27 protein-coding genes are annotated in these 23,569 nt (G+C 64.9%); 13 read left to right on the top strand and 14 right to left on the bottom strand.

Going from position 1 to position 23,569, the window contains the following annotated elements; all coding sequences use genetic code 11:
• Positions 1 to 31 precede the first annotated feature (31 nt).
• From AC0Z2B_RS03030 to AC0Z2B_RS03045, 4 genes are all read right to left on the bottom strand, one after another.
• Positions 32 to 1,711, bottom strand: coding sequence for a DUF1302 domain-containing protein (locus AC0Z2B_RS03030; RefSeq protein ID WP_476295073.1), 1,680 nt, complete (start codon positions 1,709 to 1,711; stop codon positions 32 to 34).
• A 392-nt stretch (positions 1,712 to 2,103) separates the two neighbouring features.
• The gene (locus AC0Z2B_RS03035; RefSeq protein WP_416422570.1) at positions 2,104 to 3,009 is read right to left on the bottom strand and encodes an SDR family oxidoreductase; all 906 of its coding nucleotides are present in this window, start codon (positions 3,007 to 3,009) and stop codon (positions 2,104 to 2,106) included.
• 128 nt (positions 3,010 to 3,137) lie between these two features.
• Positions 3,138 to 4,046: an alpha/beta fold hydrolase gene (locus AC0Z2B_RS03040; protein WP_416427537.1), complete on the bottom strand. Its 909-nt coding sequence runs from the start codon at positions 4,044 to 4,046 to the stop codon at positions 3,138 to 3,140.
• A 284-nt stretch (positions 4,047 to 4,330) separates the two neighbouring features.
• Positions 4,331 to 4,789, bottom strand: coding sequence for a flavodoxin (locus AC0Z2B_RS03045; protein WP_416422569.1), 459 nt, complete (start codon positions 4,787 to 4,789; stop codon positions 4,331 to 4,333).
• A 142-nt stretch (positions 4,790 to 4,931) separates the two neighbouring features.
• Here AC0Z2B_RS03045 and AC0Z2B_RS03050 point away from each other — a divergent pair, with 142 nt between their 5' ends.
• Positions 4,932 to 5,390, top strand: coding sequence for a PAS domain-containing protein (locus AC0Z2B_RS03050; RefSeq protein WP_416422568.1), 459 nt, complete (start codon positions 4,932 to 4,934; stop codon positions 5,388 to 5,390).
• 62 nt (positions 5,391 to 5,452) lie between these two features.
• The gene (locus AC0Z2B_RS03055) at positions 5,453 to 6,058 is read left to right on the top strand and encodes a PilZ domain-containing protein (protein WP_416422567.1); all 606 of its coding nucleotides are present in this window, start codon (positions 5,453 to 5,455) and stop codon (positions 6,056 to 6,058) included.
• Between the two features lie 6 nt (positions 6,059 to 6,064).
• Here the strand turns inward: AC0Z2B_RS03055 and AC0Z2B_RS03060 are convergent, their stop codons facing one another.
• The gene (locus tag AC0Z2B_RS03060; RefSeq protein WP_476295075.1) at positions 6,065 to 7,018 is read right to left on the bottom strand and encodes a MerR family transcriptional regulator; all 954 of its coding nucleotides are present in this window, start codon (positions 7,016 to 7,018) and stop codon (positions 6,065 to 6,067) included.
• A 215-nt stretch (positions 7,019 to 7,233) separates the two neighbouring features.
• Here AC0Z2B_RS03060 and AC0Z2B_RS03065 point away from each other — a divergent pair, with 215 nt between their 5' ends.
• The 6 genes from AC0Z2B_RS03065 (at position 7,234) to AC0Z2B_RS03090 (ending at position 10,409) form a co-directional block, all read left to right on the top strand.
• Positions 7,234 to 7,794 (top strand): antibiotic biosynthesis monooxygenase, encoded by a 561-nt coding sequence (locus tag AC0Z2B_RS03065; protein ID WP_476295076.1) that lies wholly within the window; start codon positions 7,234 to 7,236, stop codon positions 7,792 to 7,794.
• A gap of 304 nt (positions 7,795 to 8,098) precedes the next feature.
• Positions 8,099 to 8,806 carry a dihydromonapterin reductase gene (folM, locus tag AC0Z2B_RS03070; protein WP_476295077.1) on the top strand — a complete coding sequence of 236 codons (708 nt, stop codon included), beginning with the start codon at positions 8,099 to 8,101 and terminating at the stop codon, positions 8,804 to 8,806.
• A 26-nt stretch (positions 8,807 to 8,832) separates the two neighbouring features.
• The gene (gene folE / locus AC0Z2B_RS03075; protein WP_416422563.1) at positions 8,833 to 9,393 is read left to right on the top strand and encodes a GTP cyclohydrolase I FolE; all 561 of its coding nucleotides are present in this window, start codon (positions 8,833 to 8,835) and stop codon (positions 9,391 to 9,393) included.
• Positions 9,393 to 9,764 carry a dihydroneopterin triphosphate 2'-epimerase gene (gene folX / locus AC0Z2B_RS03080; RefSeq protein ID WP_038336348.1) on the top strand — a complete coding sequence of 124 codons (372 nt, stop codon included), beginning with the start codon at positions 9,393 to 9,395 and terminating at the stop codon, positions 9,762 to 9,764. Before folE ends, folX begins: the two co-directional genes overlap by 1 nt.
• Positions 9,765 to 9,778: 14 nt before the next feature.
• Positions 9,779 to 10,075, top strand: a complete 297-nt coding sequence (locus tag AC0Z2B_RS03085; RefSeq protein WP_476295079.1) for a DUF1244 domain-containing protein — start codon at positions 9,779 to 9,781, stop codon at positions 10,073 to 10,075.
• Positions 10,068 to 10,409 carry a HopJ type III effector protein gene (locus AC0Z2B_RS03090; RefSeq protein ID WP_416422561.1) on the top strand — a complete coding sequence of 114 codons (342 nt, stop codon included), beginning with the start codon at positions 10,068 to 10,070 and terminating at the stop codon, positions 10,407 to 10,409. The genes AC0Z2B_RS03085 and AC0Z2B_RS03090 overlap by 8 nt, the downstream gene beginning before the upstream one ends.
• Before the next feature lie 98 nt (positions 10,410 to 10,507).
• Here AC0Z2B_RS03090 and trxB read toward each other — a convergent pair whose 3' ends face one another.
• Both trxB and AC0Z2B_RS03100 read right to left on the bottom strand, forming a co-directional pair.
• A complete protein-coding gene (trxB, locus tag AC0Z2B_RS03095; protein WP_476295081.1) occupies positions 10,508 to 11,470 on the bottom strand; it encodes a thioredoxin-disulfide reductase in 963 nt (320 codons plus the stop codon).
• Between the two features lie 122 nt (positions 11,471 to 11,592).
• Positions 11,593 to 12,192: a peroxiredoxin gene (locus AC0Z2B_RS03100; RefSeq protein ID WP_416422559.1), complete on the bottom strand. Its 600-nt coding sequence runs from the start codon at positions 12,190 to 12,192 to the stop codon at positions 11,593 to 11,595.
• 225 nt (positions 12,193 to 12,417) lie between these two features.
• On the opposite strand from AC0Z2B_RS03100, the gene cysZ reads away from it, so the two are divergent.
• A complete protein-coding gene (gene cysZ / locus AC0Z2B_RS03105) occupies positions 12,418 to 13,146 on the top strand; it encodes a sulfate transporter CysZ (RefSeq protein ID WP_476295082.1) in 729 nt (242 codons plus the stop codon).
• Between the two features lie 40 nt (positions 13,147 to 13,186).
• On the opposite strand, the gene AC0Z2B_RS03110 is transcribed toward cysZ, so the two are convergent.
• Complete coding sequence (locus tag AC0Z2B_RS03110; RefSeq protein ID WP_476295083.1) at positions 13,187 to 13,762, bottom strand: hypothetical protein; 576 nt, start codon at positions 13,760 to 13,762, stop codon at positions 13,187 to 13,189.
• A gap of 124 nt (positions 13,763 to 13,886) precedes the next feature.
• Here AC0Z2B_RS03110 and AC0Z2B_RS03115 point away from each other — a divergent pair, with 124 nt between their 5' ends.
• Positions 13,887 to 15,089, top strand: a complete 1,203-nt coding sequence (locus tag AC0Z2B_RS03115; RefSeq protein WP_476295084.1) for a glycosyltransferase family 4 protein — start codon at positions 13,887 to 13,889, stop codon at positions 15,087 to 15,089.
• On the opposite strand, the gene AC0Z2B_RS03120 is transcribed toward AC0Z2B_RS03115, so the two are convergent.
• From AC0Z2B_RS03120 to AC0Z2B_RS03130, 3 genes are all read right to left on the bottom strand, one after another.
• On the bottom strand, positions 15,058 to 16,161 hold the full coding sequence (locus AC0Z2B_RS03120; RefSeq protein WP_473005418.1) for an oxidoreductase: 1,104 nt from the start codon (positions 16,159 to 16,161) through the stop codon (positions 15,058 to 15,060). The two genes, AC0Z2B_RS03115 and AC0Z2B_RS03120, sit on opposite strands and share 32 nt — an antisense overlap.
• A gap of 125 nt (positions 16,162 to 16,286) precedes the next feature.
• Positions 16,287 to 16,769, bottom strand: coding sequence for a glutathione peroxidase (locus AC0Z2B_RS03125; protein WP_416422554.1), 483 nt, complete (start codon positions 16,767 to 16,769; stop codon positions 16,287 to 16,289).
• A 156-nt stretch (positions 16,770 to 16,925) separates the two neighbouring features.
• Complete coding sequence (locus AC0Z2B_RS03130) at positions 16,926 to 17,411, bottom strand: FKBP-type peptidyl-prolyl cis-trans isomerase (protein ID WP_268145453.1); 486 nt, start codon at positions 17,409 to 17,411, stop codon at positions 16,926 to 16,928.
• A 91-nt stretch (positions 17,412 to 17,502) separates the two neighbouring features.
• Between AC0Z2B_RS03130 and AC0Z2B_RS03135 the strand changes: the two genes are divergently transcribed.
• From AC0Z2B_RS03135 to AC0Z2B_RS03145, 3 genes are read left to right on the top strand one after another with little or no spacing between them, the layout of a single operon-like run.
• The gene (locus AC0Z2B_RS03135; RefSeq protein WP_476295085.1) at positions 17,503 to 17,718 is read left to right on the top strand and encodes a DUF3565 domain-containing protein; all 216 of its coding nucleotides are present in this window, start codon (positions 17,503 to 17,505) and stop codon (positions 17,716 to 17,718) included.
• A 58-nt stretch (positions 17,719 to 17,776) separates the two neighbouring features.
• Entirely contained in the window at positions 17,777 to 19,888 is a 2,112-nt protein-coding gene (gene pta, locus AC0Z2B_RS03140) for a phosphate acetyltransferase (RefSeq protein ID WP_416422553.1), read from the top strand.
• Complete coding sequence (locus AC0Z2B_RS03145; protein WP_476295086.1) at positions 19,885 to 20,772, top strand: acyltransferase; 888 nt, start codon at positions 19,885 to 19,887, stop codon at positions 20,770 to 20,772. Before pta ends, AC0Z2B_RS03145 begins: the two co-directional genes overlap by 4 nt.
• Positions 20,773 to 20,815: 43 nt before the next feature.
• On the opposite strand, the gene AC0Z2B_RS03150 is transcribed toward AC0Z2B_RS03145, so the two are convergent.
• The 3 genes from AC0Z2B_RS03150 to AC0Z2B_RS03160 all read right to left on the bottom strand — a co-directional run bounded on the left by AC0Z2B_RS03150 (position 20,816) and on the right by AC0Z2B_RS03160 (position 23,561).
• Positions 20,816 to 21,502 carry a YiaD family glycine zipper/OmpA-like lipoprotein gene (locus tag AC0Z2B_RS03150; RefSeq protein WP_416422551.1) on the bottom strand — a complete coding sequence of 229 codons (687 nt, stop codon included), beginning with the start codon at positions 21,500 to 21,502 and terminating at the stop codon, positions 20,816 to 20,818.
• 104 nt (positions 21,503 to 21,606) lie between these two features.
• On the bottom strand, positions 21,607 to 22,251 hold the full coding sequence (locus tag AC0Z2B_RS03155) for an MBL fold metallo-hydrolase (RefSeq protein ID WP_476295088.1): 645 nt from the start codon (positions 22,249 to 22,251) through the stop codon (positions 21,607 to 21,609).
• Between the two features lie 140 nt (positions 22,252 to 22,391).
• Positions 22,392 to 23,561, bottom strand: coding sequence for a T6SS phospholipase effector Tle1-like catalytic domain-containing protein (locus AC0Z2B_RS03160; RefSeq protein ID WP_476295089.1), 1,170 nt, complete (start codon positions 23,559 to 23,561; stop codon positions 22,392 to 22,394).
• Positions 23,562 to 23,569 lie beyond the last annotated feature (8 nt).

Raw genomic sequence — 23,569 nt, forward strand, 5'->3', positions numbered from 1 at the left:
TATAGACTTCACTCCGTAGAAAACAACCCTATCAGAAGTTCATGCCCACGCTCAGAGAAAGATAATCCCGGTCGGTCAAGGTATTGTAATCACCGCCAAAAAAGTCGGTATAGGCGAGGCTCGCGGTGTACAACTGCTGGAACTCCGCACCCATGGCCAGGGTTACCGCCTTGGCGCCCTGGTTGAACATACCATTGGGGCCATAGCCGCTGACGTCGTGGGACCAGGCCAGGCTCGGCTTGAGGCCAATGCCCAACAACGCATCGGGATAAAACAGCTCTGCCTTGGCCCGGTAACCCCAGGCATTGCTGGTCACAAACCCATGGTTGCCCGCCGTGCCATACACAGCATCGCGCCCCAGGCGGTCGCTGCTTGATACATTGTCCACGTGCACCCAGCCCGCCTCGCCCACCAGCGACAGGCGCTGGGCGCCCAGCACTTCGTCGAAGTCCTGGCTCAGGCTGCTCTGCAACTGGGTAATGGCCTTGCGTTCGTAACCGCTGTTGACCTGCTCGGCCGGCCCGTACAGCGCCTGGGTCAGGTCAGCCAGGTTGCGCTGCACCGGCGCGTTGGGCCGGTAGCTGAGTTCGCCACGCCACTTGCTGCCGCCGGCCAGCAACGTCGAGAAGCTGGCGCCGTACAGCTGGATGTCCTGCGGGTATTGCAGGTTGTAGCTGCCACCGAGCAGCGCGGCATCGGCGGCCTGGCTGTTGGTCAGCGTGCCCAGGCCCGCAGGAATCGCGCCGCTGCCATTGCGCGTCTCGATGAACGCCTGGCGGCTGTGGTAGTTCATGAAGTAGAAACCGTAGTCCACGGTACCCACCTGCCAGTGCAGCGCCGTGCCCCACTGGCCGCCGTCGCGGGCGCGCTGGTCGTGGCCGCGTTGCACCACCACGCCTTCGCTGGTCACTTCATAGCCCTGGCCTTGCTGCGCCGGCAGTGAAGAGGCCACGGTGAAACCACGGCTGCAGCCGCGGGCGGTGATGTCGTCGGCGAAATAGGTGCCACAGTTCTCCGCCTGGGAGGCGTCCCATTGCAGCTGATAGAACGCGTCCAGGGTCAGGGCGTCGGTGAGGCTCTGGGACACGTACAGCAAATTGGTGGGCAACAGGCTGTCGCTGACGGTTTCGCCAGGCTGGTGCAAGGTGGACAGGTCCACCGGGTTGATGCTGTTGATGGAGTTGCCGATGAACTCGCTCTCGCCCCAGTTGACGATCTGCCGCCCCACGCGCACGGTGCCCGGTTGGTCGCCGATGCTGTAGTGGTGGTACACGTAGGCGTCCAGCCACTGGCCGCCCGCGGCACGGGCGCCCTCCTCGCGGCCACGGTCGCTGATGGACTTGAAGTCCTGGCTACCGTCCTGCTGGGCGAAGTCGTACCAGTAGCGACCGCGCACGTACACGCCGCTGTCGCCGTACTGCAGGGTCAGGGCGTGCTCCACCTGCAGGCGGTTGGAAAATGCCTGGCCGCGGTTGAAGTTCAGGCGGCCGTCGTCGCCCAGGCTGGAATGCCCCGTGCCACCGTTGCTGGCGCCGACCAGGTGGTGATCAGCGTTGCGCAGGCCCCAGTCGCTGGTAAAGCTCAGGTGGGTGTCGATCTGCCCTTCCACGTCGCCGACGTTGAACGGCAGCGCCAACGCCGTGCCCGGCACCGCGGCGGCAACGCTGACTGCGAGAAAAAGCACTTTGAACGGCGTGTGTTTTGGCGACATGACGGGACTATTACAGTGGCGGTAACAGTCATTGTCGCAAACTGCTATTTTTCAATCCACAACTAACGCTTAGTATTTCTTCAGTCGCCAAGGGAACTAACCCGACCCCCAAGGGTTAATGATGAATTAATCTTCATTGTGTATTGTCCGATGCTGATCCCCGGCCTGCCTGGCTTTGGCGACACCTTGTTCACCGACGTTGATTTGAAGCTCCTTGATCTAACGTCTTATTTGGCCGCTGTGTTACAGCGGCCTTTTTTATTTCCGCGTTTTACTGCCAGCCTGTAGCCGCTGCCGCAGGCTGCGCTGGCCCTGTGCCACTCTGGAGATCTTCAGCGTATTCGAGGGCCAGCAGCCTGCGGCAGCGGCTACAGTATTCTGGTACGCAAGTTTTAATACTGCTGGAGATGCGCCATCATTTCCCGCAGCGCTTCAATGTTATCTGCGGGGTGCACGGCATTGTCAAAGTTGCCGATATTCGCCCACTCTTTTGCAATATCTTCCACGCTCATGCCCTGTTGTGGGTCGAAGCCCACGCCCAGGCTGCGTTCCCAACGCACTTTGCCGACCCAGCCACCCCCCACTTCATATAAACCACCCGTGTCCTGGCATTGCTCGCTGCCCAGGTAAACCACCAACGGGCTGACCAGTTCAGGCTTGAGCAAGGCGAACACTTCAGGCGGCATCAGCCCTTCGGTCATGCGGGTGCCGCCGGTGGGTGCAATGGCGTTGACCAGGATATTGTTGCGGCGCCCTTCCAGCGCTAACGTGCGGGTCAGACCGTACAGGCCCAGCTTGGCCATGGCGTAGTTGGCCTGGCCGAAGTTGCCGTAGATGCCCGAGGTGGACGAGGTGAAAATCACCCGGCCGAAGTTCTGCTCGCGCAGGTGTGGCCAGGCGGCGTGGGTGAGTTTGTAGGCGCCCTGCACGTGCACCTGGTACACCTGGTCCCAGTCGCTATCGTCCATCTTGTGGAAACTCTTGTCGCGCAGGATGCCGGCGTTGTTCACCAGCACGTCCACGCGGCCAAAGCTGTCCAGCGCCTGCTGGACGATCTTGTCACCGTCGGTGACCGACTCGTGGCTGGCAATGGCGGTGCCGCCAGCCTCGCGGATCTGCGCCACCACGCGGTCGGCGGCCGAGGCGTTGGCGCCTTCGCCGTGGGTGGAGCCGCCCAGGTCATTGACTACCACCCGCGCGCCATGGCGGGCGAACAGCAAGGCGTGGGCACGCCCCAGGCCGCCGCCGGCGCCAGTGACAATCACCACTTTATCTTCGAAACGGACCGCATCGCTCATGGCACTACTCCTGGCAGCACAAAAGGGGGCATGGCGGCAGTGTCGTGCACGAACGTTCCAGTCACAATAAAGACGGCCCTACCTGAATACGCCACGATAAGGCTGGGGGATGATCCCCCGCCCCGGCTTCAGGAGTAGAGCCGCCGGCGTTCACTTGCGGCGGCTTGCGCCTGCAACTGGTCACGGAACGCCAGGTAGTGCTTGAGCACCTGTACCGGTGCTTCGGTGTGCGGGTAATGGCCGATGCCGGGCAGGGAAACCGTGTCGGCGCGATGGATCAGCTCGCGGTAGCGGGTCACCATGGGCCTGCCGCACACCGGGTCGAGCACGCCATTGATGAAGCGCAGCGGCACCCCGGCGTGTTGCATGGCAGTCACCCAGCGGTCACGGCGCAGGCGCCGCTCCACCAGGTAGCCACACAAGCGGTGCAGCACGCGCGTGCCCTGGTTGGCGCGGATCAGGCTCCACCAATCGTCCATGGCGCTTTCGCTGGGGCGGGTATCAGGGCCGTAGATCTGGCGCACGTTGTTGACCAGGGTCTCGCGGCTGAAGCTGCGGCTCACCAGCCAGCCCAGCGGGCTGATCAGCAGTTTCTGGATCAACAGGGCGCGGTGGGCCTCGGGAAACAGGCCGCCATTGAGGAACACGCAGCTGGCGATGCGCGCCAGCCCATGTTGGTGCCGGGCCAGCAGTTCCTGGGCGACACTGTCCCCATAGTCATGGGCCAGCAGGTGCACCGGTTGCTGGACGTTCAGGTGCGCCAGCAGCGCCTGTTGCAGGTCGGCCTGCTCGATCAGGCTATAGGCGTGGTCCACGGGCTTGCTGGAGTCGCCGAACCCCAGCATGTCGCAGGCGATCAGGCGGTAGCGGCTGGCCAGCGGTTGCCACAGGTAGTGCCAGTCCCAGCTGGCGGTGGGAAAGCCGTGCAACAGCAGCAGCGGCTCGCCGCGCCCCGCTACCCAGTAGCGAATGGCGTGGCCGCGAAAATCGAAGGTCTGCCCGCGGGTGCGCCATACCGTCAAGGGTATCTCGGCCAGTGGCGTGGCCCCGCGTGCCTGCCCGAGTGCAGCCTGGGCAGCAGGCGAAGGCACTGGCGGCTCGCGATGCGCCCGGTCGCGGGCAATCGAAGTCGAGGGAACATGAGCTGTGGTCACGGACATTACCTCGGCACTTTCTGTGCTCTCCTGGCAGGAGTTTAACCAGCCCTCCCGCCGGGGGTAATTGCGTTGGCAGCCAGCTTATTGGCCTTGTGAGTCACCAGCAAAATCAAGCAGATAATGGATCCCATAAGCGCTGAAACTAATCGTTTCAGCGACCAGGGTCAGGCGGCGCGCAGGCGCTCGATCAACTGCGCAACCCACGGCTCGGCGTCGGTCTCCGGGGTCACCGATTCACTGGCATCGAGGCGCAGCATGTCCTGCACCTCCTGCACGCCCAGCTCGGCGAACAGCTCGCGCAGTTGCTCGCCGCCACCGCAGAAGGTGTCGCCATAGCTGGCGTCGCCCAGGCCGATCACCGCGCCCGGCAGGCCGCGCAGGGTGGCAGGCAGTTGATCGCGCAGCTGCGAATACAGCGGTTGCAGGTTGTCCGGCAACTCGCCCATGCCCGTGGTCGACGTCACCGCCAGCAAGGCCTGGGGCGCGGCGCCCAGCAGTTCCTCGAGGCTGGCGCGGGGGTTGTAGAAGGTCTCGAAACCGGCGGCGTCGAGCAACGACTTCACGTGACGGGCCACTTCTTCAGCAGTGCCGTACACGGAGCCGGACAGGATGGCGACTTTCATTGCGTGGGTCCTGGGCAGGGTCAAAACTCCGATAGTAACAGGCCAGGGCCCTGGGACGCAGTGTGGCCATCTGCCAGACGCAGGGTGTGCCCACGCCCCGGTTGCTCTAGAATGGCCCGTGAACTGTCGTGGAATGCCTGAAATGATCAACGCCAAGCTGCTGCAACGGATGATGGACGCGTCCAATGACGGGATCGTCGTGGCCGAACAGGAGGGCGACGACAACATCCTCATCTACGTCAACCCGGCCTTCGAACGATTGACCGGCTACAGTTCCAATGAAATTCTCTACCGCGATTGCCGTTTCCTGCAGAATGGCGAACGCGATGAAGCCGCGCTGGCGTTGATCCGCCAGGCCATCGACCACGGCCAGCCGTGCCGCCAGCGCCTGCGCAACTACCGCAAGGACGGCTCGGCGTTCTGGAACGAGCTGTCGATTACCCCGGTGTACAACGAAAGCGACAAGCTTACCTATTTCATCGGCATCCAGAAGGATGTGACCGAGCAGGTGGAAGCCCAGGAGCGCGTGGCGCAGCTGCAACGCGAACTGGATGAAGCACGGGCGCGGATCATGGCCCTGGAAAACGACCAACGGCGCTAACTAACCGCCGAGGGTGCTGTCTACTGTCCGAACAACCGCCTTATTCGCCTTCGAGCTCGATCATGCCAGTTGACGCCCTCCTTACCCAGGATGAGCTGGATTTCATTCGAACCATGCAGCACAACCCGCAGCTCAACGTGCGTGATACCACGGCGAGCCTGCTGGTCAATGGCGGCACGCAGATCCGTGACCTGCTGGCGCGCCTGGTGGCCAACGAACAGGTGACCATCCAGGCCCAGTTCGAAAACCAGCAGATGAGTTTCCCGCTGCAGCTGGTGGAGGACGAATTCCACGCCGTGCACCTGAAGCTGGGCGCGCCCAGCATCTACGAGGACGGCCCCATGGTGCGGCCGTGGCGCATGGCGCTGAACCAGCCGGTGGTGCTGGAAGACGAAAAGGGCCGCATCACCGATTACCAGGTGCTGGAAATTTCCTTCGAAGGCGTGCTGCTGGAAATGCGCAACGGCCGCAACCCGCCGCGCCGCTTCTCACTCTGGTTCAACCCCGAAGGCCACGAGCCGATGCCCCTGCGCGGCACCCTGCGGCGCAAGACCGAACATGGCCACTACGCCTACCGCCTGAGCCAGGACAACCCGCAGGACACCGAGCGCCTGCGCCAGTACATTCTCGCCCAGCACCGCCGCGCCCACCCGCAACTGCACGCGTAGGCCGCCTCAGGTATCCAGGTGCCCCGCCAAGTATTGCTGCAGGCGGCGCTGCATCAGGCGCCCGTCGCTGCCCAGGCACGCCACCTCGGTATTCACCAACGCGTCCTGCATCAGGTCGCTGGCCTCGCCGGCCAGCATCAACGGGCAGTCCAGGGCCAGGCCCACCTTGCGCAGGCGCTTGGGCGCGTCCGGGGCTGGCGGGTGGTTGGAGAACAGCACCATGGCCTGGGGCGCCAGTTTCTCGCACACCAGGCTCAGCTCCTCCAGCGGCTGCCCCGGCGCCAGCACCTGCACCGCCACGTCGCTGCTGGCCAGCATCAGCCCGGCCACCAGCAGTTCCAGTTCGTGGCACTGGCCCGGAATGGCCGCCAGCAGCACGGTGCTTTCCTGCTGCTGATGGCGCAGCATCTGCAAGCGCTGCAAGGTGCGCCCACGCAGGAAGCTGTCCAGCAGCAACCATTCGCTGGCCTGCCCGAACGCGTCCTGGCGCAGCAGCAACGCCTGCCACACGGGCATCAGGACGTCCTGGAACGCCACCACCACGGGGTAGCTGGCGAATATCTGGCCGTAGACCTGTTCCAGCCGGCGCTCGTCGAAGGCATGCACGGCCTGGCGCACCTGCTCCTGCCACTCGCCCCACTCGCTGCTGGCCAGCGGCCGCTCCAGCGGCTCCGGCTGCGCCTTGGACGAATGGCTGCGCGCGAGGATCTTGCCGACCTTGCTCACCGCCACGCCGCGTTCGATCCAGCCCAGGATGCTGCGTACCTCGTCGATGTCAGCCTGGGAGTAAAGGCGGTGCCCGCTTTCGGTGCGCGTGGGCCGAATCAGCCCATAACGGCGCTCCCAGGCGCGCAGGGTCACCGGGTTGATGCCGGTCAGGCGCGCTACCTCGCGGATGGGAAACAGCTCCTGGCGCGACGTTTGGGCGGCGGCAGAAGAGGCTGGAACGAAATCTGACATCGGTACGGGCGCCAAGGCGTGGGGTCAGCGGGCATTGTACCTTGGTTGGCACGATCTACCCAATTGCACGGATATCTGGCGTCAGCGAAACAGCACTGGCGCATTTTCGCCGTTCAGGAATAATCCTTGCTTGAATTTGCATGCAGGCCACCACCCCGGCCCTGCAGCGAGAGGCGCGCCCTACCCGGGAGGCCCGTACTGAACGGAGATACACAATGTCTACCCCCGTCACCCTGATGGTAGCGCGCCGCGTTGCCAATGGCCGCTACCACGACCTGATCGCCTGGTTGCGCGAAGGCGAACAACTGGCCACCGACTTCCCCGGCTACCTGGGCTCCGGCGTGCTGGCCCCGCCCCCCGATGACGACGAATTCCAGATTATCTTCCGCTTCGCCGACGAAACCACCCTGCACGCCTGGGAGCACTCGGCCTCGCGCAGCGCCTGGCTGGCCCGTGGCAGCGGCCTGTTTGCCCAGCCCCACGAGCACCGGGTCAGCGGCATCGATGGTTGGTTTGGCGACACCGGCCACGTGCGGCCGCCGCGCTGGAAGCAGGCGGTGGCGATCTGGCTGGCGTTTTTCCCGGTGTCGCTGCTGTTCAACTTCGTGCTGGGGCCGCTGCTGGGCGAGCTGAGCCTGGTGCCGCGCATCATGGTCAGTACCCTGGCCCTGACGCCAATCATGGTGTACTTCTTCATTCCGCTGTCCACGCGGTTGCTACATAACTGGTTGCACGCAGTGCCACAGCGCCCCGCCGCCGTCCACCAACCCTCGTAGCAGCAACTGTCTATTGGGTTGCTCCCACAGTGTGTACCCTGACGACGTAGCAGCTGCCGCAGGCGGCGTCCGGCGCCACGCAATACGCCTGACCATGCGCGGCGTTTGCGGACGCGGCCTGGCGGCCGCTGCTACAGGGGCGGAGTGCGCAGGTGTCTCGTAGCAGCTGCCGAAGGCTGCGTCAGGGCGCGTCCGGTGTACCGCGGTGCCTGGGACGCGGCCTGGCGGCCGCTGCTACGGGGCGGTTGTGCACTGGCACGTCAGTGGTATAAGTTCCGGGTAGACACCTGCCGCGAGCCACTGCATGCCCCGCCCCGCCCCTATTCTCATCACCGGCGCCAGCCAGCGCGTCGGCCTGCACTGCGCCGAGCGCCTGCTGGACGACGGCCAGCCGGTGATCGTCAGCTACCGCAGCGAGCGCGACAGCCTGGCGCGCCTGCGCGAGCGTGGCGCCGTCACGCTGTTCGGGGATTTCTCCAGCGAGGCGGGCATTTTCGCGTTCATCGCCTTGCTGAAGAAACACACCAGCGGGCTGCGTGCCATCGTTCATAATGCATCGGCCTGGCAGGCGGAAACGCCGGGCGAGGAAGCCCAGGCCTTCGCGCAGATGGTCAGCGTGCACATGCTCGCGCCCTACCTGATCAACCTGCATTGCGCCGACCTGCTGCACGCCAGTGAAGTGGCGGACATCGTGCACATCAGCGACGACGTGACCCGCAAGGGCAGCAGCAAGCACATCGCCTACTGCGCCAGCAAGGCCGGGCTGGACAGCCTGACCCTGTCGTTCGCCGCCAAGTACGCGCCACGCATCAAGGTCAACGGCATCGCCCCGGCGCTGCTGATGTTCAATGAAGACGACGACGCGGCGTACCGCGCCAAGACCCTGGCCAAGTCGGCCATGGGCATCGAGCCAGGGCCGCAGGTGGTGTACCAGAGCCTGCGCTACCTGCTCGACAACCCCTATGTCACCGGCACTACCTTGACCGTCAACGGCGGCCGGCACGTAAAATAAGCGCCCCGCGCGAGGAAGTAGCTTCCATGAACCCCAGCCTGCCGCAACACTACCGCGCGATCCTCCAGGACCTGGGTGAAGACCCGGACCGCGAGGGCCTGCTCGACACCCCCAAGCGCGCGGCCAAGGCCATGCAGTACCTGTGTCACGGCTACGGCCAGACCCTGGAGGAGATCGTCAACGGCGCGCTTTTCGCCTCCGACAACGACGAGATGGTGATCGTCCAGGACATCGAGCTGTACTCGCTGTGCGAGCACCACCTGCTGCCCTTCATCGGCAAGGCCCACGTGGCCTACATCCCCACCGGCAAGGTGCTGGGACTGTCGAAGATCGCGCGCATCGTCGACATGTTCGCCCGGCGCCTGCAGATCCAGGAGAACCTCACCCGCCAGATCGCCGAGGCGGTGCGTGACGTGACCGGCGCCGCCGGCGTCGCCGTGGTGATCGAGGCCAAGCACATGTGCATGATGATGCGAGGCGTGGAGAAACAGAATTCGGTGATGAACACCTCGGTGATGCTCGGCGCCTTCCGCGACTCGAGCACCACCCGCCAGGAATTCCTGCAATTGATTGGACGGAGCAAGTAATGCCACAACTGGAGCCAGGAATGGCGCGCATCCGGGTCAAGGACCTGCGCCTGCGCACCTTCATCGGAATCAACGAGGACGAGATCCTCAACAAGCAGGATGTGCTGATCAACCTGACCATCCTGTATGCGGCCCAGGAAGCGGTGCGTGACAACGACATCGACCACGCGCTGAACTACCGCACCATCACCAAGGCGGTGATCCAGCACGTGGAGGGCAACCGCTTTGCCCTGCTGGAACGCCTTACCCAGGAACTGCTGGACCTGGTGATGGCCAACCAGGCCGTGCTGTACGCCGAAGTCGAAGTCGACAAACCCCATGCCCTGCGCTTTGCCGAGTCGGTGTCGATCACCCTCGCGGCACGCCGCTGAACGGAAACCGCACCATGAACGATCAACAACGCCTGGAACTTGAAGCCGCGGCCTTCCGCCGCCTGGTGGAGCACCTGGGCAAGCGCACCGACGTGCAGAACATCGACCTGATGAACCTGGCCGGTTTCTGCCGCAACTGCCTGTCCAAGTGGTACAAGGCCGAGGCCGACGAGCGTCACATCGAGGTCAGCCTGGATGACGCCCGTGAAGTGGTGTACGGCATGCCGTACAGCCAGTGGAAGACTCTTTATCAGCAAGAAGCCAGCGCCGAACAGCAAGCGGCGTTCGCCAAAGGAAAACAGCATGACTGACTTGAATACCCTGCGCGCCAGCCTCGCCACCGGCGAACACGTCTTCGCCGACACCCTGGCGTACGTGACCGCGCATTACGACTACCAGCCGCAGGCCTTCACCAACGGTGCGCTGGAAAACGCTGCCGGCCAGAACGAAGGCTCGTGCAAGACCCTGGGCCTGGCCGTGCTGGAAGGCCTGAGCGACCAGGAAGCCCTGCTGGCGTTCGGCGAGCACTACCGTTCGGTAGTGGCCACGCCTGAAGGCAGCGACCACGGCAACATCCGCAACCTGATCGCCCACGGCCTGGCCGGGGTGAAGTTTGCCGCGCAGCCGCTGGCGCGCAAGGGCTGATACCCGCCCACAAAAAAACCGGCCTTGATGGCCGGTTTTTTTATGCCTGCGACGCCGCATTCTTCGTAGCAGCGGCCGCAGGCCGCGTCAGGCGTCCATCAGAACGAAGCGTTCTGCAGGCCGTCCAGGTAGCGTTCCACGTCCAGCGCGGCCATGCAGCCGGCGCCGGCCGAGGTAATGGCCTGGCGGTACACGTAGTCGGCCACGTCGCCGGCGGCGAACACGCCCTCGACGCTGGTGGCGGTGGCGTTGCCTTCACGGCCGCCGCTGACCACCATGTAGCCGTCCTTCAGGGCCAGCTGGCCTTCGAACAGCGAGGTGTTCGGGGTGTGGCCGATGGCAATGAACACGCCGTCGACTTTCAGCTCGTCGAAGCTGCCGTCGTTGTTCTTCAGGCGCGCACCGGTCACGCCCATGTTGTCACCCAACACTTCGTCCAGGGTGGCGTTGAGCTTGAGTTCGATCTTGCCTTCGGCCACGCGGGCATGCAGCTTGTCGATCAGGATTTTCTCGGCGCGGAAGGTCTCGCGGCGGTGCACCAGGGTGACCTTGCTGGCGATGTTGGCCAGGTACAGCGCTTCTTCCACGGCAGTGTTGCCACCGCCCACCACGGCGACCGGCTTGTTGCGGTAGAAGAAACCGTCGCAGGTGGCGCAGGCCGAAACGCCCTTGCCCATGAAGGTTTCTTCCGACGGCAGGCCCAGGTAGCGGGCGCTGGCGCCAGTGGCGATGATCAGCGCGTCGCAGGTGTAGCTGGTGCCTTGGCCAGTCAGGGTGAACGGGCGCTTGGCCAGGTCAACGCCTTCGATGTGGTCGAAGATGATCTCGGTCTCGAAACGCTCGGCGTGCTCGCGCATGCGCTCCATCAGCGCCGGGCCGGTCAGGCCGTGGACGTCGCCCGGCCAGTTGTCGACTTCGGTGGTGGTGGTCAGTTGACCGCCGGCCTGCATGCCGGTGATCAGCAGCGGCTTGAGGTTGGCGCGGGCTGCGTAGACGGCAGCGCTGTAACCGGCAGGGCCGGAACCGAGGATGATCACTCGGGAATGACGTGCTTCAGACATGGCTGACTCCTATGGACCCCGACATTGTACGCCGGGGGCCCGAGGCCGGCGAACCGGCTGGAATTAAAAAAGGACGGCTGAAACCTTGGGGAAGGCTATTGCTCACCCGTCCTGGAAACCGCTTACAGGCTGGTGGCGTTTTCGGCCAGGTAGTCGGCCACGCCCTGGGCGTCGGCCTTCATGCCTTTCTGGCCTGGGCGCCAGCCGGCTGGGCAGACTTCGCCATACTGTTCGGTGAATTGCAGGGCTTCGACCAGGCGCACCATTTCGTCGACTTCACGGCCCAGCGGCAGGTTGTTGACCACCTGGTGCTGTACCACGCCTTTCTGGTCGATCAGGAACGAAGCGCGCAGGGCCACGCCGTCTTCGTGCTCGATGCCGTAGGCACGGGTGATCTCGTGCTTGACGTCGGCCACCATGGTGAACTCGACTTCGCCGATGCCGCCCTTCTCCACCGGGGTGCTGCGCCAGGCGTAGTGGGTGAACTGCGAATCGATGGACACGCCAACCACTTCAACGCCCAGCTCGCGGAATTTGGCGATGCGGTTGTTGTGGGCGATGATTTCCGATGGGCAGACGAAGGTGAAGTCCAGCGGCCAGAAGAACAGCACGATGTATTTGCCGTGCAGCGACGACAGCTTGAAGCTGTCGACGATCGAGCCGTCGCCCAGTACGGCCGGGGCGTCGAAGTCAGGGGCCTGCTTGTTGACGAGAATGGTCATGGAAACTCCTTGAAATGCAAAATTGAGGAAAAGGGTTTAGAAATTTGATGTGCGCACTGTAGCGAGGGGGCCAAGGGTAAGGAAATATCGATTCACAATCCACCTCATAGCCCCGCTCTATCCGATCGGACCTGGCACTCGAAGGCTTTGTTACAGCACATTGCTTCACTTTCCCACGGGGCGCAAAGCCGGTAATGTCGGCCCGTTTTCAACTCGGAGCACACCATGCACGCGCCTGTCCTGTCCGGCCCGCAATACCTGCGCGAAGGCCTGAAAATGGTCCTCAGCCCCGGCCTGCGGCTCTTTGTCCTGCTGCCGCTGGCCATCAACCTGGTGCTGTTCGCCGGGCTCATCTATTTCGCCGGTCATGAATTCAGCCAATGGGTCGACCACCTGATGCCCACGCTGCCGTCGTGGCTGGGCTTCCTCAGCTATATCCTCTGGCCGCTGTTCGTGGCGCTGGTGGTGCTGATGGTGTTCTTCTGCTTCACCCTGGTGGCCAACATCGTCGCCGCGCCGTTCAACAGCTTCCTGGCGGAAAAAGTGGAAGTGGTGGTGCGTGGGCAGGACGATTTCCCGCCGTTCAAATGGGGCGAGCTGGCCCGCGAGGTGCCGCGCACGCTCAACCGCGAGCTGCGCAAGCTGGGCTATTTCCTGCCGCGCACCCTGGCGTTGTTCGTGCTGTCGCTGATCCCGGTGGTGAACGTGGTGGCGGCGCCGCTGTGGCTGCTGTTCGGCGTGTGGATGATGGCCATCCAGTACATCGACTACCCGGCCGACAACCACAAGATGAGCTGGCCCGACATGCTCGCCTGGCTGCGCCAGAAGCGCTGGCAGAGCCTGGGGTTTGGCGGGATTGTCTACCTGGTGCTGCTGATACCGGTGGTGAACCTGCTGATGATGCCGGCCGCGGTAGCCGGCGCCACACTGTTCTGGGTGCGGGAACGCGGTTGACCGCCGGACGCGGCCTGGCGGCCGCTGCTACGGGACTGCGTTACGGCGTATCGGCCCAATACGCCAGCAGGATAAACACCCACAACAATATTCCCGGCACCATGCACAGGTAATCCACCCAGTGCAGCCGGGAATTGGCCTCGCCCAAGGGGTCGTCCGCGGCAAAGTTCAGCAACTGCTGCCCCTTGCACACCGCCAGCCCCTGCACCACCAGCGCCGCCAGGCAGCCCAGGTCGGTCAGCGGGTAGCCAATGCCCGCCCGGGCCATGCCGTTGAACAGCAGCCCCAGCACCGTCGCCACGACAAAGCGGTTGGCCCACACTTCGGGCGGCTCGATGGCGTGCATGCCGCGCGCCTGCAGCAGGTCCTCGGCGCGAAACAGCAAGGCGTGGGTGAAGAACAACGGCAGCAGGCCGCGGGCCAGGGGCGAGACCTTGGCGCCGGTGGCGCGCTGGTAGCGGCGCCAGTTCTTCCATGACCAATACACCAGGTAAAGCCCCAGGCTGGCGAAAAACAAGGTGAAAAACTTGCCATCCGAGACGGTGTAGAACGCGGGCTCCCTGACCGCTGGCATACGCAGATCCGCCTGAGGCGGCGCGTAAAGGTTATCGGTCATGGCGATCACCCGGTTGCGCGCAGGTTGTCTCTAAACACTAGGCGATTTATCGCCGGGCGTAGGCGTCATGAATTCGTCACAGGGGTGAAATACGCCCGCAATCCCCTGATCCGACACTGGTTCCATGACCACACCACCGCTGCGCATCACCCTGGTTACCGAAACCTTTCCATCCGAAATCAACGGTGTGGCCAATACCCTTGGCCGCCTGAGCGATGGCCTGCGGGCCCGCGGCCACCACGTCGAGATCGTGCGGCCACGGCAAAACGTCGACGAACGGAATGGGGCAGACGACGAACTGATGCTTTGCCGCGGCTGGCCACTGCCCGGCTACCCCGGCCTGCAATGGGGCCAGGCGTCGATGCACAAGCTGCTGCGGCGCTGGCGCCGGGTGCGCCCCGACGTGCTGTACATCGCCACCGAAGGCCCGCTGGGCCTGAACGCCCTGCGCGCGGCGCGGCGCCTCAAGATCGCCGTAGTCAGTGGTTTCCACACCAATTTCCAGCAATACACCCGCGACTATGGCCTGGGCCTGCTGACACGCCTGCTCACCGGCTACCTGCGCTGGTTCCACAACCGCACCCAACTGACCCTGGTGCCCAGCGCCACCCAGCGCCACAGCCTCGAACGCCGTGGCTTCGAGCGCCTGGCGCTGCTGTCGCGCGGGGTGGACAGCCAGCTGTTCAACCCGGCACGGCGCAGCCAGGCCTTGCGCGACAGCTGGGGGCTGGGGCCGGACGACATTGCCTTGATCCATGTGGGCCGGCTGGCGCCGGAAAAGAACCTCGGCCTGCTCAAGCGCAGCCTGCAGACCCTGCAACTGCATTACCCGCTGCAGCGCCTGCGCTTGGTGATCGTCGGTGATGGGCCGCAACGGACGCAGCTTGAGCAGGAGTTGCCCGAGGCGATTTTCTGTGGCGCGCAACGGGGCGAGGAGCTGGCCATGCACTACGCCAGCGGCGACGTGTTCCTGTTCCCCAGCCTCAGCGAGACCTTCGGCAACGTGGTGCTCGAAGCCCTGGCCTCGGGCCTGGGCGTTGTGGCCTACGACGAGGCCGCCGCCGGCCAGCACATTCGCCACGGCCACAACGGCGCCCTGGCCATGCCGGGCGACGAAGAAGCTTTCATCGACGCCGCCGGCTGGCTGCTGGAAGACAGCGAAACCCTGCGCCGCATCCGCCTCAACGCACGCCAGCACGCCAGCCGCCAGGGCTGGGCGGCAATCATCGAGCAATTCGAAACCCAGCTGCGCGGCGCCTGTCAGGCCGCCGCGCAACGCATGGGCGGGTTTGCGATCAAACCAGGCTCGTCAACGCTTCCCGGCTGAAGGGCAGAATGTCCTGCTCGCGGCCGTCACGCACCTTGGCCGCCCAGTCCGGGTCCACCAGCAAGGCACGGCCCACCGCCACCAGGTCGAACTCCTCGGCGTTCAGGCGCTGCAGCAGGTTTTCCAGGCTGGCGGGCTGCGCCACCTTGTCGGTGTCGACCATGAACTGCAGGAACTCGCCGTCAAGGCCCACGCTGCCCACGGTGATGGTCGGCTTGCCGGTGAGCTGGCGGGTCCAGCCGGCCAGGTTGAGGTCGGAACCTTCGAATTCCGGCTCCCAGAAACGCCGCGTCGAACAGTGGAAAATGTCCACCCCGGCGTCGGCCAGTGGCTGCAGGAATTGCCCCAGGGCTTCCGGGGTCTGCACCAGGCGCGCGCTGTAGTCCTGCTGTTTCCACTGCGAGAAGCGGAAGATGATCGGGAAGCCCGGCCCCACGGCAGCGCGCACGGCCTGGACCAGCTCGATGGCGAAGCGCGAGCGCTTGGCCAGGCTGCCGCCGTATTCGTCATCGCGCTGGTTGGTGCCTTCCCAGAAGAACTGGTCGATCAGGTAGCCGTGGGCGCCATGGATCTCCACGCCGTCCATGCCGATGGCCTTGGCGTCGGCAGCGGCCTGGGCGAACGCGGCGATCACGTCGGCGATGTCCTGGTGGCTCATGCCATGGATCAGCACCTTGCCGTCCTTGACCTTGCCCTGGGGGCCGTAGCCCGGCACTGCGGCGTCAGGCTCGGTGCCCAGGCGCCGCACGTTGCCCACGTGCCACAGTTGCGGAACGATCTTGCCGCCCTCGGCGTGCACCGCGTCCACCACTTGCTTCCAGCCGGCCAACGCGTCGATGCCGTAGAAGCGCGGCACGTGCGGGTAGCCGTTGGCGGCCTTGTGGCCCACGGTGGTGCCTTCGGTGACGATCAGGCCGACGCCGGCGGCGGCGCGACGGCGGTAGTACTCCACCACCTTGGCGGTTGGCACGCCACCGGGCGAGAACGAACGGGTCATGGGCGCCATCACCACGCGGCTCGGCAGCTGCAGGGCACCCAACTGGAACGGCTTGAACAGAGCGTTGACCGACATGCGCAGATCCTCTGAAAGATGGCTCAAAGACCCGCAGCATAAAACGCCGCCAGCGTGGCTGACAGCACTATTGATTGCAGTGATAAGCGCCGCTAGCCGGGCACGAGGGCCCGGCCACGTGGGCCTCAGCCCAGGGCTTTTTCGATGGCGTGGACCACCGTGGGGTCGTCCGGCGCGGTGCGCGGCGAGAAGCGCGCGAGCACGCGGCCATCCTTGCCCACCAGGAACTTCTCGAAGTTCCAGGTGATGTCACCGGGGAACTCCGCACCCTCGCCCGCCAGCAGCTGGTAAAGGCGGTGGCGGCCATGGCCGTTCACTTCCAGCTTGGCGCTCAGGGGGAACGTCACCCCGTAGTTGAGGCTGCAGAACTGCTGGATCTCCTGCTCGCTGCCCGGTTCCTGGCCGGCAAACTGGTTGCACGGCAGGCCCAGCACGCTGAACCCCTTGTCCTTGAAGGTCTGGTACAGGTTCTCCAGGGCGGCGTATTGCGGCGTCAGGCCACATTTGGACGCCACGTTCACCACTAGCACCACCTTGCCCTTGAAGGGCGCCAGGGGCAGTTCCTGGCCGTCGAGCGCCTGCAGTTTAAGGTCGTGGAAAATACTCATGACTAACTCCCCTATTCCATATCCCTGTGGCGCAAAGGCGCTGTGCGAAACACTAGCAGACAAAAAAGGCGCCCGTCCAAGCCCGATGAGCACTCTTGCGAGATTTCATCAGGCCCGAACGGACGCCTTTTGGCTATCCGGGCTTACGCGCGCGGATTAATGGTGGTGACCACCTTCGCCGTGCACGTGACCGTGGGCGATTTCTTCCTGGCTGGCGTCACGGATGGCGACGATCTTGACCTGGAAGTTCAGGCGCTGGCCGGCCAGCGGGTGGTTGCCGTCGACGGTGACGTCGTCGCCGTCCAGGTCACGGATGGTGACGATTTGCATTTGGCCGTCCGGCGCGGAAGCGTGGAACTGCATGCCCACTTCCAGTTCGTCGACGCCTTCGAACATGCTGCGGCTCAGGGTGCTGACCAGTTCGGCCGAGTACTCGCCGTAGGCTTCTTCTGGTTCGATGGCAACGGTCAGTTCTTCACCGACGTCCTTGCCTTCCAGGGCCTTTTCCAGGCCTGGAATGATGTTACCTGCGCCTTGCAGGTACACCAGCGGCGCGCCGCCGGCGGAGCTGTCGATGACCTCACCAGCGTCGTTGGTCAGGGTATAGTCGATGGAGACAGCCTTGTTGGCAGCGATCGGCATGGGGCGACACCTTTTTGCATAAGAATGTAGAACGAACAAGTGTAACCAAGGCGTCGCCCGAAAGCGAACGCAACCCGGACCAACGGAACCGATGAACACCACCACAATCGTAGATTTCATCCGCGACGCGCACGGCGACTGGGTCGCCGTGCTGTCCTGCGGCCACACCCAGCACCTGCGCCACCAGCCGCCCTGGCAGTCGCGCCCGTGGGTGCTGGACCCGCAACAACGTGCACAACAAATAGGCAAAAGCTTTCGCTGCGGCTGGTGTGCACGGCTGGAGGATAACGATACCCTTGGCAACTGATTTCGCGATCGGCCAGCCATAGGCCGACGCCCGCGCAGTGCTCATTCGGGAAGCTCGCATGCAGACATTTTTTATCGCGCCAACTGATTTCGGCGTCGGCCTCACTTCCATCAGCCTGGGCCTGGTGCGCACCCTGGAGCGCGCCGGCCTGACCGTCGGTTTCTTCAAGCCCATCGCCCAGCCGCACCCCGGCGACACCGGCCCGGAACGCTCCACCGAACTGATGGCGCGCACCCACGGCCTCAACCCGCCCAAGCCCCTGGGCCTGGCCCACGTCGAGCGCATGCTGGGCGACGGCCAGCTGGACGAACTGCTGGAGGAAATCATCACCCTGTACCAGCAGGCGTCGGTGGGCAAGGACGTGCTGATTGTCGAGGGCATGGTGCCCACCCGCCACGCCAGCTACGCGGCGCGGGTCAACCAGCACCTGGCCAAGAGCATGGACGCCGACGTCATCCTGGTGTCCGCCGCCAGCGAGACCGAAGTGCTGGCCGAGCTGTCCGGCAGGGTGGAACTGCAGGCGCAATTGTTCGGCGGCCCGCGCGACCCGAAGGTGCTGGGGGTGATCCTCAACAAGGTGCGCACCGACGAGAGCCTGGAAGCCTTCGCCGCGCGCCTCAAGGAACACTCGCCGCTGCTGCGCGGTGGCGACTTCCGCCTGCTGGGCTGCATTCCCTACCAGGCCGACCTCAACGCCCCGCGCACCCGCGACGTGGCCGAACTGCTGGGCGCCCAGGTGATCAACGCCGGCGACTATGAAACCCGGCGCATGTCGAAAATCATCATCTGCGCGCGCACCGTGCTCAACACCCTGCAGCTGCTCAAGCCCGGCGTGCTGGTGGTGACCCCCGGCGACCGCGACGACATCATCCTGGCAGTGAGCCTGGCCGCCCTCAACGGCGTGCCCCTGGCCGGCCTGCTGCTGACCAGCGACACCCTGCCCGACCCACGCCTGATGGAGCTGTGCCGCGGCGCGCTGCAGGCCGGCCTGCCGGTGCTGTCGGTGAGCACCGGTTCCTACGACACCGCCACCCAGCTCAACCAGCTCAACAAGGAAATACCCATCGATGACCGCGAGCGCGCGGAGATCATCACCGACTTCGTCGCCAGCCACCTCGACGCCCACTGGCTGCACCAGCGCTGCGGCACCCCGCGCGAGCTGCGGCTGTCGCCGGCGGTGTTCCGCTACCAGCTGATCCAGCGCGCCCAGCACGCCAACAAGCGCATCGTCCTGCCCGAAGGTGCCGAGCCGCTGATGGTGCAGGCCGCGGCTATCTGCCAGGCCCGCGGCATCGCCCGTTGCGTGCTGCTGGCCAAGCCTGCGGACGTGCACGCGGTGGCCAGCGCCCAGGGCATCGTGCTGCCCGAGGGCCTGGAGATCCTCGACCCGGAAGTGGTGCGCGAGCGCTACGTGGAACCCATGGTGGCGCTGCGCAAGAGCAAGAGCCTGAACGCGCCCATGGCCGAGCAACAGCTGGAAGACAACGTGGTGATCGGCACCATGATGCTGGCCCTCGACGAGGTCGACGGCCTGGTGTCGGGCCTGGTGCACTCCACCGCCAACACCATCCGCCCGGCCCTGCAACTGATCAAGACCGCGCCGGGCTGCAGCCTGGTGTCCTCGGTGTTCTTCATGCTGTTCCCCGACCAGGTGCTGGTGTACGGCGACTGCGTGATGAACCCGCACCCCAGCGCCGGCGAGCTGGCGGAAATCGCCCGGCAGAGCGCCGACTCGGCCGAGGCCTTCGGCATTCCCGCGCGGGTGGCGATGATCAGCTATTCCAGTGGCGACTCGGCGAGTGGCGACGACGTCGAGAAAGTTCGCGAAGCCACCCTGCTGGCGCGCGAGGCCCAGCGCGACCTGCTGATCGACGGCCCGCTGCAATACGACGCCGCCGCCAACGAGACCATCGCCCGCCAGCTGGCCCCCAACAGCGAGGTGGCCGGGCGCGCCACGGTGTTCGTGTTCCCCGACCTGAACACCGGCAACACCACCCACAAGGCGGTGCAGCGCAGCGCCGACTGCGTCAGCCTGGGCCCCATGCTGCAAGGCCTTCGCAAGCCGGTCAACGACCTGCCGCGCGGCGCCCAGGTCGACGACATCGTCTACACCATCGCCCTCACCGCCATTCAGGCTCACCGCCGCGTGGCTAACCAGGAAACCCCATGAAACAGATTCCGGCGCCAGTGCGAGGCGTGATCGCCTCGCTGTTGTTGGCGTGCAACACCGTGCTGTGCTGCACCCCGTTGTTCATCGTCAGCCTGTTCAAGCTGTGCCTGCCCTTCCCGGCGGCGCAGCGCGTGACCGACGTGCTGATGCGTCACATCCATGAAGCCTGGATCACCCTGAACAAGGGCTGGATGAAGCTGCTGTGCCGCACCCGCTGGCAGGTCAGTGGCCTGCAGGGGCTGGACTACCAGCACTCGTACCTGATCACCAGCAACCACCAGAGCTGGGTCGACATCATGGCGCTGCAGTACGTGCTCAACCGGCGCATCCGGCCGCTGAAGTTCTTCCTCAAGCAGGAACTGATCTGGGTGCCCGTGATTGGCCTGGCCTGGTGGGCCCTGGGCTTCCCGTTCATGAAACGCTACTCCAAGGCCTACCTGGCCAAGCACCCGGAGAAACAGGGCAAGGACCTGGAAACCACGCGCCGCACCTGCGCCCGCTTCGCCGGCAAGCCCACGGCCATCTTCAACTTCGCCGAAGGCACGCGCTTCACCCCGGCCAAGCACGCCCAGCAGCAATCGCCGTTCAGGCACCTGCTCAAGCCCAAGGCCGGTGGCATCGCCTTCGTGCTGGATGCCATGGGCGAGCAGTTGGAGTCCATCGTCAACGTCACCATCGACTACCCGGGCGGCCGCCCTGGGTTCTGGGACCTGCTGTGCGGGCGGGTGCGCAACGTGACGGTGCAGTTGGAGGAGATCGCCATCCCGGCGCAGTTCATCGGCCGCAGCTACGACCAGGACGTACAGTACCGGGCGCAGTTCCAGCAGTGGGTGAACGAGCTATGGGTGGCGAAGGATGAGTTGCTGGAGCAGATGAAACGCTGACCTCAAACCAAAAAAAATCCCGCCTCACGGCGGGATTTTTCATTTACTGCTGCTGGTACTGCGCACCCGGCAGCGGCTTGAGGTTGACCTCTACCCGGCGGTTCTGCGCACGGCCGTTGGCATCGGCGTTGCTGGCAATAGGCTGGTCGGGGCCGGCACCGCGTACCGACACGTGGGACGGGTCCACGCCCTGGGAGGTCAGGTAGGTGGCCACGCTCTGGGCACGGGCCTGGGACAGGTCCATGTTGTGCTGGCGGCTGCCGGTGCTGTCGGTGTAGCCGACGATCTCGATCAGGTTCTGGTTGTACTGCTTGAACGAACCAGCCAGGTTGTTCAGCGGCGAGTAGAAGCTTGGCGCGATCGACGACGAGTCGGTGGCGAAGGTGATGTTGCCCGGCATGATCAGCTTGATCTGGTCACCTTCACGCTGTACCTGCACGCCAGTGTTGGCCATGGAGGCACGCAGGGCCTTCTCCTGCTTGTCGGCGTAGTAGCCATAACCGGCGCCGCCGGCACCGCCCAATGCCGCGCCGATCAGCGCGCCCTTGCCGCGGTTGTTGTGGTCGATGGCAGCACCTGCCACCGCGCCGGCCAGGGCGCCCAGGCCGCCGTAGGTGGCGGTCTTGTTCACGCCAGAACCCTGGCTCTGGTTGTCATACGGGTTGTTTTGCGAGGCACAGCCGGCCAGCAGGGCAACGGCGGTGGCAGCAATAATCAGGCGACGCGACATTTCAGGAAACTCCTGTACTTGCAGTGGTAAAACAGCGGCTGTTGACGAGCAGACTGCTGCGCCAATTAGACACCTTAAATGGTCAGAATTCCGTGAAGTAACATTCAGACACGAACAAATGGATTCTCGCGCATTTCGTCCCCAAGGCGCGTGTCCGGGCCGTGCCCGGTGACCACCGTGGCGTCTTCGTCCAAGCGGTACAAACGCTCCTTGATGGAACGAACGATAGTCCGTTGATCGCCGCCCCACAAATCCGTGCGGCCGATGCCACGGCGGAACAGCGTGTCCCCGGCGATCAGCAGCTTGGCGTCGGCGAACCAGAAACTCATCGACCCTGGCGTGTGCCCCGGCGTGTGCAGCGCCACGCCGCAACCGCAGGCCAGCTCTTCGTCATCGCCCAGCCAGCGGTCCGGCGGCGGCACTGGCGTGTAGGGCACACCGAACATCTGGCATTGCATCTCCAGGTTGTCCCACAGGAACTGGTCGTCCTTGTGCAGGTGCAGCGTGGCCCCAGTCTTCTCCTTCAACTGGCCCGAGGCCAGGAAGTGGTCCAGGTGGGCATGGGTGTGGATGATGCTCACCACCTTCAGGCCATGGGCGTCCAGGCGTGCCATGATCAGGTCGGGGCTGCCGCCCGGGTCGACGACGATGGCCTTTTTGCTGATGGGGTCGCCGATGATGGTGCAGTTGCACTGCAGGGGGCCTACCGGGAAGGTTTCGCGGATCAACGTAGGGTGGGTAGCGTTCATGGTTCTTTCTGCTGCCGTTCGATGCCTGCATTCTACCCCGTACACCCCCACCCCGTAGCAGCTGCCGAAGGCTGCGTCATAAGCCAAACGAAGTACGCGGCGCTCGTGACGCGGCCTGGCGGCCGCGGCTACAGGCTGCGTCAGTAACGCCGCCGCACACGCCTGCCGTTCGCCGCCGGGGCATTGATATACAACGCCGTGGCCCCCGAGCGCGGCTGATTGCCTTGCACAATCGCCGGCGCGGTCCAGTGGGCCGAAAGGTGGATGTACTGGAGCCGCAACCAGTCCTCCTCCACCCGCGACAGCGAAAATTCGCCCCGCAGGAAACCCTGGCACAGCGGTTCAAGCTCCGCCGGCAGTGCACTCGCCACTGGCGCCAGCGGCACCCCACGGGCAACCGCCCATTCGCGCATGACACGCAGGTAGACCTGCGACAACTCCCCGCGCACCTCGCGCTCCAGCTGCACGCCGGCATACACCCGCTGTTGCGCAGGCTGCTGGCGGTCGAGCACCGGGGTCGGTGCCGGTGCCAGTACCTTGAGGCAGTCCGCTGGCCAGCCCCGGCTCAACCATCCCGCCCTGATTCGCTGGGCCTCGCGATAAATCGAGGTCGCCTCGACCGCCGTGCCCGCCGCCACCGTCAGCGCCTGCATACGCCCCACCAACAGCTGCTCCCGCTCCAGCGCGAAATAACCCCCACCGACGTCGGCATGCGCCCCCGGCACTTCGATTTCCACATGCCCGGCGCACACCTGGGCCAAGAGGAAGTGCGCCCGGTGCTCGTCGCGCGCCACCAGGTGCACCACGTTGGCAAAGCGTGCCGGGGCCAGGTGCAGTTGCAGGTTCACGGGGCCCGCTACCGCCGCCACGGTGTCGAACAGGCCGATGAAGCCAACGCTGACGCCCGGCACCTGCAGCAGCAGGTTGGCACAATGGCGCGCGGCCGCGGCACCGCGGCTGAAGCCGAACAGGTCGACGATCACCGGCTTGCCGTTTAGCTGCCGGATGGCATTCAGCCCTTGCTCGGCCCGCGCCAGCACGCCTGAACGCCCGCGCCCCAGGGCGCTGTCCAGCAGGCTGTCAGGCTGGCCGGCCTGGGTGCCGATGCCCGGGATATACAGCGCTTGTACCCCCGGGCCGCCATACAGCTGGCTGAGTTTGAAGATATTGGTGGGGGCCGTGCCATGGCTGCCGCGCCGGTTGCCCGGCGGGGTGTCAGTGCAAGGCGCATTGGCCGCGTTGTTGCCGGTGCCGTCGAAGAACAGCCCGACGCGGGTGACCTGCGCGAATGGGGAGGAAGAAGGTTCCATACATATCC

Source organism: Pseudomonas sp. GYB4201 (genome assembly GCF_056312595.1).